Genomic DNA, 12,750 nt, shown 5'->3' on the forward strand with positions numbered 1-12,750 from the left:
CTGAACCCCGCAGAGAGGACACCGGATGTTCAGCCTCACCGTGAACGACCACGTGATGATCGCCCACAGCCTGCCCGACGAGTTCTTCGGCCCCGCCCAGGGCGTCCACGGGGCGACCCTCACCGTGGACGCGACTTTCACCCGCGCCGAGCTCGACGCCCACTCCGTCGTCCTCGACATCGGGTATGCCTCACAGCTCCTCGACGAGGCGCTCGCCCCGCTGCGCTACGCGAACCTCGACACCCATCCCGACTTCGCCGGCCGCCTCTCCACCACCGAGGTCGTCGCCCGCTACATCGGCGACCGGCTGGCCGCGGGGCTGGCCGAGCAGCCCGACATCGGCATCACCGTGAGCATCGTCGAGAACCCCCGGGCGAGCGTGTCCTACACCGTGCCCGGCCGCACGTGACCGTTCACCTCCTCGAACCTGCGCTCGGCCGCGTGAGCGGCGGCCTGCGCTACAACGCGGCCATCGCCGAGGCGGCCGCGCCGCAGATCCTCCGGCACACCGTGCCCGGCGCCTGGCCCGAGCCCACCCCGGGGGACACCGCCGTGCTCGCCGGGATCGTCCGCGGGCTCGACGGGCCGGTGATCCTCGACGGCCTCATCGGCTGCAGCCTGCCGACGCCGCTCTCCGGCCCGATCGTGCAGCTCGTCCACGCCCCGCTCGGCAGGGCCGCCCCCACCGCGGGTCCCACGTCCGACTCCACCGCTGGCCCCGGCATCGCCCCCACCGCCGGCCCCACGGCCGACTCCACCGCCGCCGGCCCCGGCACCGACCCCAGTGGCGACCCCAGCCACGTCCCCACGGCACGCGACCGCGAGCGCGCCGCGCTCGAATCCGCCGCGGCCGTGGTCACGACGAGCCGCTTCGCCGCCCGTGAGCTGGCCGAGCTCTACGGGGTGCGGGCGCACGCGATCCCGCCGGGCGCCGCACCTCGGCCGGTCTCCGCCGGAGGCGACGGCGGAGATCTCATCTGCGTCGCCTCGATCGAGGAGAACAAGAACCAGCTCCTCCTCGCCGAGGCACTTGCCGCCCTCGCCGCGTCCGGCACCACCGCCTGGCACGCGACCTTCGCCGGGCCTATCACCGACCCCGCCTACGGCGCCCGACTGCGCGCCGCCCTCGCCGCACTGCCTGCCGGCAGCGTCGAGCTGCCCGGCGAGCTCGACGAGCCCGCCCTCGCGGACCTCTACCATGCGTCCGACCTGCTCCTCCTGCCCTCGCGCCGCGAGGCCTTCGGGATGGTCGTGAGCGAGGCGGCCGCTGCCGGGATCCCCGCGTTCGTCACCGCCGGCACTGGCTCCGAGGAGGCACTCGCCGCCGGCCGCGCGCTCCCTCCCGAACCGGCCGCCTGGGCCGACGCGCTGCGCGACTGGCTCACCGACCCCGCCCACCGTGCGGCCCTCCGCCAGGAGGCGCTGCAGCGCCGCGCAGGCCTGCCGACCTGGGACGATGCCGCCGCTGAGCTCCTCGACCTGGTGCAGGGCCTGCGATGAGCACGTCGCCCTCACCCACCACCATGACCCCGAGCGAAGGACGCCGATGACCGCCGCCGACCACGACTGGCTCGACCTGCGAGCCCCCTTCGACGACGCCGCCCGCGAGCACTCGCTCGCCCTCCTCGACCAGGCCGTCGAGGCGCTCGCCGGCACCGCGGAGGCGGAGCCGCTCACCGTCATCGACATCGGCGCCGGCACCGGGAACTCCGCCCGCTGGTTCGACCGCGCCCTGCGCCCCCGGCTGCCCGGGCGGGAGCTGCGCTGGATCCTCCTCGACGCGGACGCCGCATCGCTCCGGGTCGCCTCCCGCTCGATGCCCGACGCGACCACGGCGACCGCCCCGATCACCGAACTGCCCGCCATCGCCGCCGAGCACCTGCCCGGGGCCACCGCCGCCCATGAGTCCGACGGCGCCGCCGCTGAGCACGCGCCGGGTCCGCCGGCCCCCGCCCGCCTGCTCATCACCTGCAGCGCGGTGCTCGACGTCCTCGCCCCGGCCGATGTCGAGGCGGTCGTCGACACGCTCACCCGGTTCTCCGGCCTCGGGCTGTTCCTGCTGAGCATCACCGAGCACTGGCCCCTCGATCCGCCGGACCGGCGCGACGCGCTCATCGAGCACGCCTTCTCCGAGCACCAGGCGCGCGAGGGCCGGCTCGGCGATGCCGGCGGGGCCGTGCTCGCAGCCGCCGCGCGCCGCGCCGGAGCCCGCGTGATGACGGGCGACAGCCCCTGGGACCTGCAGGGACCGCGCGATCGCGAGTTCCTCACCCGTTTCCTCTCCGAACGCATCGACGCGGTCATCGAAGAGGATCCGGAGCTGCGCCCGATCGCCGCGGCCTGGCTCGCCGACAGGCTCGAGCAGGCCGGGACGGATCTCCGCGTCGCCGTCGAGCACCTCGACGTCCTCGTCGACGCCCGCGGCTGAGAAGCCGGTGTGCGCAGCGACCCCGAGGTGCCCAGCGGGTCCGAGGTTCCCGCCGGACCCGGGGTGCGCAGTGAACCCGAGGCGCTCAACGGATCCCGTGTGCCCAGCAGGACTTCCTGGCTGCGGCGGGTGCTCATGCTCGCCGTCACCGCAGTTCTCCTCGTGCTCACCGCGCGGCTCGTCGGCACCGAGGCGCTCCTCGCCGGCTGGGACGTCCTCACCCCGACGACCATCGCCGCGGCGCTCGGCTGCGGGCTCCTCGTCACGCTCGCACAGGCACTGCGCTGGACGCTGCTCGCCCGGGAGAAGGGCATCCCCATGCGGTATGCGCGGGCCGTGGCGGACTGCTGGTCCTCGAGCCTGGGGAACATGGTGCTGCCCGGCGGCATCGCCGGTGACGCGGCGCGGGTGGCGGTCTACCGCGGTGCCGGCGACCGGCGCTGGTGGTCGCCGGCGGCCGCGCTCGGAGCGGAGCGGCTGACCTCGACGACCCTGCTCCTCTCCCTCTCCGCCGTGATCCTCGCCGGCATCTCAGCTCGGTTGGCGGTGATCGCCGGAGCGGTCGCGGTCCTCGCGCTGGCCGCCGCGCTCGCCTGCATGCGCGGGATGGCCGCACGCACCGCGGTGCTCGTGTGGGGTGCGGCCGCGGTGGGCGTCGGCGCGCTGCTGGGCCTCTATCTCATCGGGATGGCGGTGCTCGGCGGACCGGTGGCGCCGAGCGCGGCAGCGGTGGGGCTCGCCTCGATGAGCGTGCCGCTGGGAGTCGGCGGTTGGGGAGTGCGGGAGATCAGCGTCGGCGTCCTCGCCGGCGAGCTCGCGGTGACGGCTGAGTGGGCGGTCACCGCGGCGACCGCCTTCGGGCTGCTCGCGACGACCTCCACCCTCCCGGGCGCGGTGGCCCTCCTGCCCGCAGCCCTCAGGCGCCGTCGGACGGGCGCGCCGGCCGTTCGGCCGAGTGTGCCTGCGCCGCATCGCTGAGGACGAACTCGGTGCACACGTCCTCGCCGAAGGTGTAGCGGCGGAACGGGGTGCGCATCGCCTGGGCCATGACGGGCGAACCGTGGAACCGGATCCCGGGCACCCCGTCGCCGATCAGCACCGGGGCGGAGGTGAGGAAGATCCGGTCGAGGACCCCGGCGGCGAGGAAGTCCGAGACGGTGCGGCCCCCGCCTTCGACGAGGATCGAACCGGCCACCCGCTTCCGGACGAGCGCGATCACCGCCGCCGGGTCGACGGGCTCGCCGTCCGCGGAGTGCGGGAGGCGCGCGACCTCGACGTGATCTCCGATCCCGGCGGGCACCTCGACGTCGGGGCCGACGAGCCACAGGGTCGGGGCGTCGGGGGAGCGGAGCACGGCGCTCCCGGCGGGGATGCGCGCGTGCGGGTCGAGGAGCACCCGCAGCGGGTTCGTCCCGGCGACAGCGCGGACGGTGAGCTGCGGGTCGTCGGCGACGACGGTGCCGGCCCCGACGACGACGGCGTCGACGGCCGCCCGCAGCCGGTGGAGGTGGGCGCGGTCGGCCTCGCCGGACACGAACTCCGCGTCCCCGCCGCGTGCGGCGATGAACCCGTCGGCGCTCTGCGCGAGCTGCGCGACGACCTCGCTGTGCGCGGCGAGCGTGGCGTAGACCGGCAGGTTCTCCGCGTCGTCGCCCACCGGCTGCCCGGACAGGGAGTCGTGGCGCATGCGGCTGCGCTTGGTCTGCAGATAGCGGACGTTCTCCGGCCGGTCGGGCACCTGGAGAGCCAGGCGCTCCGGCACCTCGACGCCGAGCCGGGCGAGCGCCTCGGCCTTGGTCGGGTTCGAGGACAGGAGCCGGATCCGCGGGCATCCGAGCTCGTGGAGGATCGCAGCCGCCGCCCGGTAGTCGCGGGCGTCATCGGGCAGGCCGAGCGCGCGGTTGGCGTCGACGGTGTCGAGCCCGTCGTCCTGGAGCGCATAGGCGCGGAGTTTCGCGGCGAGCCCGATGCCGCGGCCCTCGTGGCCGCGCAGGTAGAGGAGGATCCCGGTGCCGGCGGCGGCGATCGCCTGGAGAGCGGCCTCGAGCTGGTCGCCGCAGTCGCAGCGGTGCGAGCCGAGCGCGTCGCCGGTCAGGCACTCGCTGTGGAGGCGGACGAGCGGCGCCTCGACGGTACCCGGGTCGCCGCGGTACATCGCCACGTGCGTGACGCCCTCACTCGTGTAGGCGCGGGTGGTGAACACACCGTGGGCGGTGGGCAGGGATGTCTCCGCTTCGAGGACGAGCGCGGGCAGGTCGTTCCGCGTCGCGCTCGGGCTCGCGTTCGGCCCGTCGTCGGGCAGGGGCAGTGAGGACATGATCACAGTCTACGGGGGTCTCGCGGCTCGGGTGCCGACAAGGTGCCTGGGCTTTCTGCGCCGTGCCGCTCGAGCCACATGATGTCCCGGCCGAACGACCAGCCGAGAGCCGTCAGCGCCGCCCCCGCGCACAGCACGCCGAGGATCGGGAACGCGAGCGCGGGTGGGGAGCCGGCCGCGAGCAGGAGGACACCCTGGGACGCGGCGACGACCTTGCGGGCGCGAGACGGTGGGAGCGGTCGCCGCCACGCCGGGCGGAGCAGGGTGACCCCGCGGAACCCGTAGAACAGGAGACCGGGGAGCGCGCACCACCAGCCCCACAGCGGGACGAGGCCGAGTGCCAGGACGAGGACGACGAGGGCGTCGACGGACTCGTCGTAGGCGGCACCGGCGTCGGTGCAGCCGGGATCGCTCGAGCGGGCGTTCCGGGCCACCTTCCCGTCGACCGCATCGAGGACGAGCCCGAGCGCGGCGATCGTGACCGCCGCCCACCCGAATCCGGTGCCGCCCACGATCAGGGCGGTGAAGACGAGGAGGAGGCCGAGGCGGACGGTGGTGATGTCGTCGGCCCGGCCCCACGGCTCGCTGCGGGCGAGGCTGCATCCGGCACCGATCGCGGCGAGGAGCACCGCGAGCCCGACCACGAGCGGGGTGGGACGGAGGACGGCCGCGGTGACGAGCGCGAGGGTGAGAATGCCGAGCGGGAGCATGCGCGTGCGGGTCCGGGTCCGGGCAGCGCCGACCGGGGGCTGCGCGTGACCGACCGGGAATCGCCCGGCACGGGCAGAGCCGCTCACCACGCGTCGTCGCCGCCCTCGAGCTCGGCGGCCATGGAGGTGAGGAACTCGATGACGACCGCGCGCTGCTCGGGGGTGAGGCGGGCGGCGGCGTCGAACCGGCGGGCCTGCTGCCGGCCCACGGTCTCCACCGCGGTGTGCCGGGTCTCCGGGGCGATGCGGATGGCGAGCGCACGGCGGTCGCTCGGATGCGGGGAGCGGGTGATGTGCCCGGCCCGTTCGAGGCGGTCGAGGAGCTTCGTCGTCGAGGCGCTCGACACGTGGAGGTGCGCGGCGATGGCTCCCGGGGTGGCGACGGTGTCGCGGTTCTCGCACACGATGAGGAAGTGGAGGGCGCGCATGTCGTTGCGGCCAAGCTTCATGTAGTCGAGCGAGGCCTCCATGAGCCGGTTCTCCGCATCACGCAGGTTCCCCATGGCCTGCATCACCGCGCTGATCTGGGCGAGGTCGTCCTCGGACACGCGACTGCGGTCGACGAGCCGGCTGTCCGGGTCGTTCGAGGCGATGTCGTAGACGTGCGCCGAACGCGTCTCCGGACGCGCTGATCCGGCCTCGGCGAGCGAGGCGGCAGCGGGGCGATCCGGCGCGGTCATCCCGTCATGATATCCCCGTTGATCTCATGCTAGGTTTATTGTTTGCCAGGCTAGGTAAATTATCCGGAAGGTCTCCCCACATGGCGACTCGCGTGCCTCGTTGGCTGCGCATCATGCTCCCTGCCGTCCTCATCGTCCTGTGGGTGGCCGGTGCTGGCCTCGGCGGGCCGTACTTCGGCAAGGTCGAGGAGGTGTCGTCGAACGACCAGACGACCTTCCTCCCCGAATCCTCGGACGCCACCCAGGTGCAGGAGCGGCTGAGCGAGTTCACCGGCAGCGACGCGATCCCCGCGGTCGTCGTGTTCGTCGGGGACTCCGAGCTCTCCGACTCCCAGCTCGAGTCGATCCAGGACGCCGTCGACGGTGCGACCTCCGTCACCGGGGTGGCCGACGATGTGTCTCCGGCGATCCCCTCCGACGACGGGCTCGCCGCCCAGGCCTTCGTGCCGATCGACGAGAGCGCGGACGTCGGCGAGGTGATCCCCGAGCTCGGGGATGAACTCCGCGCCGAGGTGGGCGACGGCATCACCGTCTACGTCACCGGGCCGGCCGGATTCACCGCAGATCTCTCCGCCGGCTTCGCCGGGATCGACGGCCTGCTGCTCGCGGTGGCGCTCATCGCGGTGTTCGTCATCCTCGTCATCGTCTACCGGTCGCTCCTGCTGCCGATCATCGTGCTCTCGACGTCGATGTTCGCGCTCTGCGTCGCGCTCCTCACCGTGTGGTGGCTCGCGTACTACGACGTCATCCTGCTCAGCGGACAGACGCAGGGCATCCTCTTCATCCTCGTCATCGGCGCGGCCACGGACTACTCGCTGCTCTACGTCGCGCGATTCCGCGAGGCGCTGCGCGCGGAGCGGAGCACGTGGGCGGCGACGTGGACGGCGATCCGCGGGTCGATCGAGCCGATCCTCGCCTCGGGGAGCACCGTCATCGCCGGCCTCCTGTGCCTGCTGCTGAGCGATCTCAAATCCAACAGCACACTCGGCCCGGTCGCCGCGATCGGCATCGTGTTCGCGATGCTGTCCGCGCTGACCTTCCTGCCCGCGATGCTCTACGCCTGCGGTCGCGCGGCGTTCTGGCCCAAGCGGCCCCACTACGACCCCTCCGCGGTCGAGGCCGAGCACGGGATGCCGCGGAAGGGAATCTGGGCGCACGCTGCCCGCACCGTGGCCAAGCGGCCGCGCGCCATCTGGATCGCGACGACGATCGTGCTCGCGATCGGCGCGGCCTTCGTCCCGCAGCTCAAGGCCGACGGCGTGCCGCAGTCCGACCTCGTCCTCGGGGAGTCGGAGGCGCGCAACGGGCAGAACGCGCTCGGCGAGCACTTCCCGGGCGGCTCCGGTTCGCCGGTCTACGTCATCGTCCCCGAGGACGAGATGCCCGACGCGGCACGCATCCTCAGCGACAACGAGGACATCGACGGGGTCAGCGTGACCGCCGCCGATTCCCCGGCAGGCACCGTGCCCCTCAATGCGGACGGAGAGATCGAGCTGCCCCAGGGTGCCGGGCCCCCTCCGGGTGTCGCCGACGGCGCTGCGGCTCCGGAAGGGTCGGGTGCTCCCGGCGGTGCGGGTGCTTCGGAAGGTGCCGGCGGCGGCCAGGGCGGTGCGCCGGAGGGAGCTCCCGAAGGTGCCGGGGCTCCGGAAGGTGCTGGCGATGGCCAGGGCGGAGCGCCGGAAGGTGCGGGTGCTCCGGAGGGCGCTCCCGAAGGTGCGGGTGCACCGGGCGGGGCCGGCGCCTCGGCTGTGGACCCGGCGGACTTCGAGCCGACCGTGCTCGAGGGCCAGGTGCTCCTCCAGGCGACGCTGACGCAGGCGGCGGACTCCGCGGCGGCCTCCGACACCGTGCGCGAGCTGCGCGACGAGCTCCACGAGCTGCCGGGCGAGGTGCTCGTCGGAGGCGTGACCGCGACGTCGATCGATACGAACGACGCCGCGATCCACGACCGGAACCTCATCATCCCGATCGTGCTCGTCGTCATCATGTTCATCCTCATGCTGCTGCTGCGCTCGATCCTCGCTCCGGTGCTGCTCATCATCACCACGGTGCTGTCCTTCGGCACGGCGATGGGCGTGTCCGCGCTCGTGTTCAACGGGATCTTCGACTTCCCGGGCGCAGACCCCGCCGTCCCGCTCTACGGATTCGTGTTCCTCGTGGCGCTCGGCATCGACTACAACATCTTCCTCATGACCCGGGTGCGGGAGGAGTCGCTCGTCCACGGCACACACGCCGGTGTGCTGCGCGGATTGGCGGTCACCGGCGGCGTCATCACCTCGGCGGGAGTGGTGCTCGCCGCGACCTTCGCAGCCCTCGCAGTCATCCCGATCCTGTTCCTCGTCCAGCTCGCGTTCATCGTCGCGTTCGGCGTGCTCCTCGACACCTTCGTCGTCCGCACTCTCCTCGTGCCTGCGCTCACCTACGACATCGGCAAGAAGGTCTGGTGGCCCTCGAAGCTCGGGAGGTTCGACGGTCCGAAGGGCGCGGCCGAGGCCGCGATCCGCGGGGAGTCCGACGGCACGGATGGTGGCTCACCGGGCTCGGGAGGTTACGGCTCGGGCGGGACGGGCTCGGGTTCCGGTGGCTCAGGCTCAGGTGGCTCGAGCGCCTCGGACCGGGATTCCTCCGGTTCGGGCAGCTACCGCCAGGGGAAGAAGACCTACCTTCTCACGAGCGGGGACTAGCTCCACGGGGCGGGGACGACTCCCGGCCCGCACCCCTTCGAGTGGTCATGTTCGGTCGAATACTCGCGAGTATTCGACCGAACATGACCACTCGACGGGATTAACTGACCACTCGACGGGAGAACGCCGTCAGACCCCTCGGCCGTGGGCTCTCAGGCGCACGGTCGCGAATGCGAAGACGAGCGAGAGCACGACGGTGCCGAGGGTCGTGATGCCGTAGGCGGTGGGCATCGGCAGGATCTGGGCGAGTCCGGCGAACACCGTCGACAGGATCGCGATGCCGAGCCCGATCCCCGTCTGCTGCGCCGTGGCGATGAGTCCGCCGGTGAGACCGGCCACCTCGTCGGGGACGGCGGTCATGACGACGGAGACGAGCGGACCGAGCATGAGCCCCTGACCTCCGCCGATGAGCACGGCGGCGACCATGAACCAGGCGGCGAACGGGCTGAGCCCGAGGAGCGCAATGAGGCCGACGCTCGCGAGCCCGCAGGCCTGGAGCACCGAGGCGAAGAGGAGGACGCGAGGTCCGCCGCGGGCCGGGCCTCCCGCGCGGGACACGAGGCGAGGGGCGATCGCCGAGCTCGTGACGAAGGCGAGTGCGAGGGTGAGGGTCGCGAGGCCCGATTCCAGCGGTGTGTAGCCGAGCCCGATCTGCGACAGGATCGCGAAGTTGTACATGAACCCACCGATCATGAGGAACAGCAGGCAGGACAGCGTGACGCCCAGGCGCACGCCGGGTTCGCGCATGACCCGGGCAGGGAGGATCGAGGGCTTCCCGGCGCGCTCCCGGCCGCGCGAATGGGGAACGAGCAGGCCGAGGCCGAGGGCGGCCGCCGCGAGCAGGACGGCCGAGCTGACGAGGGGGCCGGGTGGTGAGAGCGGGGAACCGAGGTCGATCCCCGCGCTGTTCGTGAGCCCGGCGATGAGCAGGAAGAGCGAGATGCCGAGGATGATCGAGCCGCGGAGGTCGAGTCCCATGGGGTTCGGGGAGCGGGTCTCGGTGAGATAGCGGGCGCCGACCCACGCGAAGATCGCGAGCACACCGACGCTGCCGAACGCTGCTCGCCACCCGAACTCCGGGCCGAAGCCGCTGTTGACGACGCCGCCGATCACCTGCCCGCCCACGGTGCCGCTGCCGGCGAAGACGCTGTAGAGGCCGACGGCGCGCAGACGCCGCTCGCCGGTGAGGATCGCCTGGATGCTCGACAGCACCTGCGGGGTGGTGGCCGCGGCCGCGCAGCCCTGGAGGAGGCGGGCGATGAGGAGGAGTTCGAGGTTCGGCGCGGCGGCGGTGAGGAACGCGGTGATCGCGAGGCCCGCAGTGCCGAGCTGGAACATCCGGCGGCGTCCGTAGCGGTCGCCCAATCGCCCGCTCATGATGAGCCCGGCGGCGAAGGTCGCCGAGTACGCCCCGATGACCAGGGAGGTGCGGGTCTCCGGGATCTCGAGCGAGTGCTGGATGCCCGGAGCCGAGATCGAGGCGACGGCGATCGTGTACGTCGCGAGGAACGTCACGACGTACAGCGGCCAGACCGTGGGCCGGTCAGAGGGCGGTGTGGGATTCACGGGACTTCGGCCCAGCACTCGGGGTCAGCGGTGTCCGACTGTGAGTTCACTCCGGGCGGTGCGGGGCGACGACGTCCTCGAACAGCCGCTCGGCGATCGGGGCGAAGTCGACATCGCCTTCGGTGTACCAGGTGTCCATGTCGGCGGTCGTGCCTCCGTCCTCGTAGCCGAGCTCCTCGACCACTCCGGTCCACTTGTCGAGGGACTCGCCCATGCGACCCTCGAAGTCATCGCCGAGCACCCCGCCCTCGACGACATCGGCCATGAGCTCGTCGTTCGTCTCGACGATGACCTCGGTCGCCTCGGGCCCGTACTCGGCGACCTCGCCGCCGTTCTCCTTGGCGCCCTTGACGCCGAGGTAGTTCGTGTCGACCGCGAGCGCGAGGCCCTCCTGCACGACCTGCTGGAGGGAGTCGAAGATGATCTGCTGGTACGGCAGCGGCAGCGACTGGTAGTTCATGCCGGCGGCGTAGGAGCCCCAGCCCTTCGGCATCCCCTCGTCGGTGGCGTAGCCGACGTGCGGCGCCACCTCGTGGAAGCCCGCCTGGACGGCGGCGTTGAACGGGGTGAAGCTGCAGTCGATGGTGTTGCGCTGGAGCGCCTCGTACGCCTCGACGTACTCGAGGGAGACGGGGGACGCCCCGAGCTTCTCGGCAAGGGTGGCGTGCGGGGCGGCCCCGATCCGCACCTGCCGGCCGTTGTAGTCCTGGAGGTCGGTGCCCGGTTCGGTGCACAGCGAGTAGTAGCCGTTGTTGGGCGTCGTCGGGAGCAGCGGGGTGAGGCCCTTGGACTCGAAGTCCTCGGTGATCTGATCGCTCTGCCACGCGAGGTCGGCGAGGACGGCGTTGGAGATCAGCTCGCCGACCATCGGCGACTGCGGGAGCGCGCCCGAGGCGGCGATGAGCCGGTCGTTGCCGGAGTACTCCGTGGGTTCGTACATCGGCTGGGTGTAGGAGATGTCGACGCGGCCGTCGGCCAATGCATCGTCGACCTCGGAGTAGCCGGCGATCGCCTGCCCCCAGACGACATCGAGGGTGATCTTGCCGCCCGAGCGCTCCTCGACCGCCTCGGCGAAGGCGATGTTCGACTTCGCGACGATCGACTCCGGCGATGCGGACGACGCCTGGAACACGAGCTCGACGGGGTCGAGGTCGGCGATCGCGGTGTCGACGTCCTCCTGCGAGGCGCCGAAGGCGTAGCCTTCTGCCTCGGATCCGCTCCCGCCGCCGTTCCCCGCCGAGCCGGCGCAGGCTCCGAGGACGAGCGACAGGGCCGCCGCGCTCGGGGCGAGTACGAGGGCACGGTTCTTCATGGTTCGCTTCATCGTCCACATCTCCTTCGATGCACGGCGCGGTGTCTTGATCTCGACCCGGTACTGACCGAGTGATCGTTAGGTATCACTTTACGTCAGTCGGGGAGAAGGTCAACCGGTGGCGGCGAATCCCGCTCGGGAGCAGACCGAGGCGGTGGGCTCGGGCGTGAATCGCCGACCGCTCCTCGACTACGGTTGCCGCATGAGGATCCTCGTGACCGGTTTCGAACCCTTCGGCGGTGACCAGGAGAACGCCAGCGAGCAGGTGGTGAAGCGCCTGCGGGAGCGCGCACTGTGCCCGGGCGTCGAGCTCGCGACGGCGATCCTGCCGTGCACCTGGGCCGGAGCGGGTCCCGCGCTCCTCGACGCGATCGCCGCCCACCGACCCGAGGTGATCCTCTCCCTCGGCGAGGCGGGTAGCCGCACCGCAGTCACACCGGAGCACCGTGCGCACAACCGGGGAGCCGGCCGCATCCCCGACAATGCGGGTGTCGTCCGCCCCGCCTCCCCGCTCGACGCGGGTCCCGAATGGCTCGAGACGCGCATCCATCCCGCTCCGCTGGCCGAGGCGATCCGGGCCGTCGGCGTCCCGGCTCAGGTCTCCGAGACCGCCGGGGCGTTCCTCTGCAACGCCGCTTTCCGCACGCTGCTGCGGGATACCGAGGTCCCAGGGACCTTTATCCACCTGCCCGCCGTGCGGAACCGGGGACGGGCCGGGGTGGGTGCGGAGACCGACGCGGGCGCAGCGGTGAAGGACTCGGGGCTCACCATCGACCAACTCGTCGATGGTGTCGAGGCCTCGATCCGGTGCGTGGCCGAGCAGCGGCGCGAGAGCGCATTGGACGACTGCTGACCGGTCGCGTGCGCCGTGTTTCGGGCACCTCGGCAGAGGAGCCGGGCACCTGGCACCGACACCAGTCGCCGACACTCGCCCCGATCGCTCACCATCCGGCCATCCTGGCCGCTCGAGAACCCGGCCGCTCAGCGAGTCGGGTCAGTGTGACCGCTCACTGCGTCGGGTCGAGCACGATCTTGCACACGCCCTCGGCTCGA

11 protein-coding genes are annotated in these 12,750 nt (G+C 72.2%); 6 read left to right on the plus strand and 5 right to left on the minus strand.

The window, feature by feature from the left end; translation table 11 throughout:
• Positions 1–25: 25 nt before the first annotated feature.
• The 4 genes from ABD883_RS08815 (at position 26) to ABD883_RS08830 (ending at position 3,406) form a co-directional block, all read left to right on the plus strand.
• Positions 26–409 carry a 6-pyruvoyl trahydropterin synthase family protein gene (locus ABD883_RS08815; RefSeq protein WP_247618539.1) on the plus strand — a complete coding sequence of 128 codons (384 nt, stop codon included), beginning with the start codon at positions 26–28 and terminating at the stop codon, positions 407–409.
• Positions 406–1,500 carry a glycosyltransferase family 4 protein gene (locus ABD883_RS08820; RefSeq protein ID WP_345031484.1) on the plus strand — a complete coding sequence of 365 codons (1,095 nt, stop codon included), beginning with the start codon at positions 406–408 and terminating at the stop codon, positions 1,498–1,500. Before ABD883_RS08815 ends, ABD883_RS08820 begins: the two co-directional genes overlap by 4 nt.
• A gap of 46 nt (positions 1,501–1,546) precedes the next feature.
• On the plus strand, positions 1,547–2,428 hold the full coding sequence (locus tag ABD883_RS08825) for a hypothetical protein (protein ID WP_247618537.1): 882 nt from the start codon (positions 1,547–1,549) through the stop codon (positions 2,426–2,428).
• A gap of 99 nt (positions 2,429–2,527) precedes the next feature.
• Positions 2,528–3,406, plus strand: coding sequence for a lysylphosphatidylglycerol synthase domain-containing protein (locus ABD883_RS08830; protein WP_345031488.1), 879 nt, complete (start codon positions 2,528–2,530; stop codon positions 3,404–3,406).
• On the opposite strand, the gene ribA is transcribed toward ABD883_RS08830, so the two are convergent.
• From ribA to ABD883_RS08845, 3 genes are all read right to left on the minus strand, one after another.
• Positions 3,345–4,745: a GTP cyclohydrolase II RibA gene (gene ribA / locus ABD883_RS08835; RefSeq protein WP_345031491.1), complete on the minus strand. Its 1,401-nt coding sequence runs from the start codon at positions 4,743–4,745 to the stop codon at positions 3,345–3,347. The genes ABD883_RS08830 and ribA overlap by 62 nt on opposite strands.
• A gap of 2 nt (positions 4,746–4,747) precedes the next feature.
• Positions 4,748–5,455, minus strand: a complete 708-nt coding sequence (locus tag ABD883_RS08840; RefSeq protein WP_345031494.1) for a CDP-alcohol phosphatidyltransferase family protein — start codon at positions 5,453–5,455, stop codon at positions 4,748–4,750.
• 83 nt (positions 5,456–5,538) lie between these two features.
• Complete coding sequence (locus ABD883_RS08845) at positions 5,539–6,135, minus strand: MarR family winged helix-turn-helix transcriptional regulator (RefSeq protein ID WP_345031497.1); 597 nt, start codon at positions 6,133–6,135, stop codon at positions 5,539–5,541.
• Positions 6,136–6,248: 113 nt separating this feature from the next.
• Here ABD883_RS08845 and ABD883_RS08850 point away from each other — a divergent pair, with 113 nt between their 5' ends.
• On the plus strand, positions 6,249–8,819 hold the full coding sequence (locus ABD883_RS08850; RefSeq protein ID WP_345031500.1) for an MMPL family transporter: 2,571 nt from the start codon (positions 6,249–6,251) through the stop codon (positions 8,817–8,819).
• Positions 8,820–8,948: 129 nt separating this feature from the next.
• Here the strand turns inward: ABD883_RS08850 and ABD883_RS08855 are convergent, their stop codons facing one another.
• Together ABD883_RS08855 and ABD883_RS08860 are read right to left on the minus strand one after the other, a co-directional pair.
• A complete protein-coding gene (locus ABD883_RS08855) occupies positions 8,949–10,385 on the minus strand; it encodes an MFS transporter (RefSeq protein ID WP_247618531.1) in 1,437 nt (478 codons plus the stop codon).
• Between the two features lie 46 nt (positions 10,386–10,431).
• Positions 10,432–11,709 carry a type 2 periplasmic-binding domain-containing protein gene (locus ABD883_RS08860; RefSeq protein ID WP_345031502.1) on the minus strand — a complete coding sequence of 426 codons (1,278 nt, stop codon included), beginning with the start codon at positions 11,707–11,709 and terminating at the stop codon, positions 10,432–10,434.
• A 190-nt stretch (positions 11,710–11,899) separates the two neighbouring features.
• Between ABD883_RS08860 and ABD883_RS08865 the strand changes: the two genes are divergently transcribed.
• On the plus strand, positions 11,900–12,550 hold the full coding sequence (locus ABD883_RS08865; protein ID WP_247618529.1) for a pyroglutamyl-peptidase I: 651 nt from the start codon (positions 11,900–11,902) through the stop codon (positions 12,548–12,550).
• The last annotated feature ends 200 nt before the right edge of the window (positions 12,551–12,750 follow it).

The organism is Brevibacterium pityocampae, assembly GCF_039541555.1.
Classification (GTDB): Bacteria; Actinomycetota; Actinomycetes; order Actinomycetales; family Brevibacteriaceae; genus Brevibacterium; species Brevibacterium pityocampae.

Excerpts from the sequence above, each read along its gene's own strand:
- ABD883_RS08840 (WP_345031494.1), bottom strand. The coding sequence starts at position 5,455 with ATGCTCCCGCTCGGCATTCTCACCCTCGCGCTCGTCACCGCGGCCGTC.
- ribA (WP_345031491.1), bottom strand. The coding sequence starts at position 4,745 with ATGTCCTCACTGCCCCTGCCCGACGACGGGCCGAACGCGAGCCCGAGC.
- ABD883_RS08825 (WP_247618537.1), top strand. The coding sequence starts at position 1,547 with ATGACCGCCGCCGACCACGACTGGCTCGACCTGCGAGCCCCCTTCGAC.
- ABD883_RS08865 (WP_247618529.1), top strand. The coding sequence starts at position 11,900 with ATGAGGATCCTCGTGACCGGTTTCGAACCCTTCGGCGGTGACCAGGAG.
- ABD883_RS08860 (WP_345031502.1), bottom strand. The coding sequence starts at position 11,709 with ATGAAGCGAACCATGAAGAACCGTGCCCTCGTACTCGCCCCGAGCGCG.
- ABD883_RS08815 (WP_247618539.1), top strand. The coding sequence starts at position 26 with ATGTTCAGCCTCACCGTGAACGACCACGTGATGATCGCCCACAGCCTG.
- ABD883_RS08845 (WP_345031497.1), bottom strand. The coding sequence starts at position 6,135 with ATGACCGCGCCGGATCGCCCCGCTGCCGCCTCGCTCGCCGAGGCCGGA.
- ABD883_RS08850 (WP_345031500.1), top strand. The coding sequence starts at position 6,249 with ATGCTCCCTGCCGTCCTCATCGTCCTGTGGGTGGCCGGTGCTGGCCTC.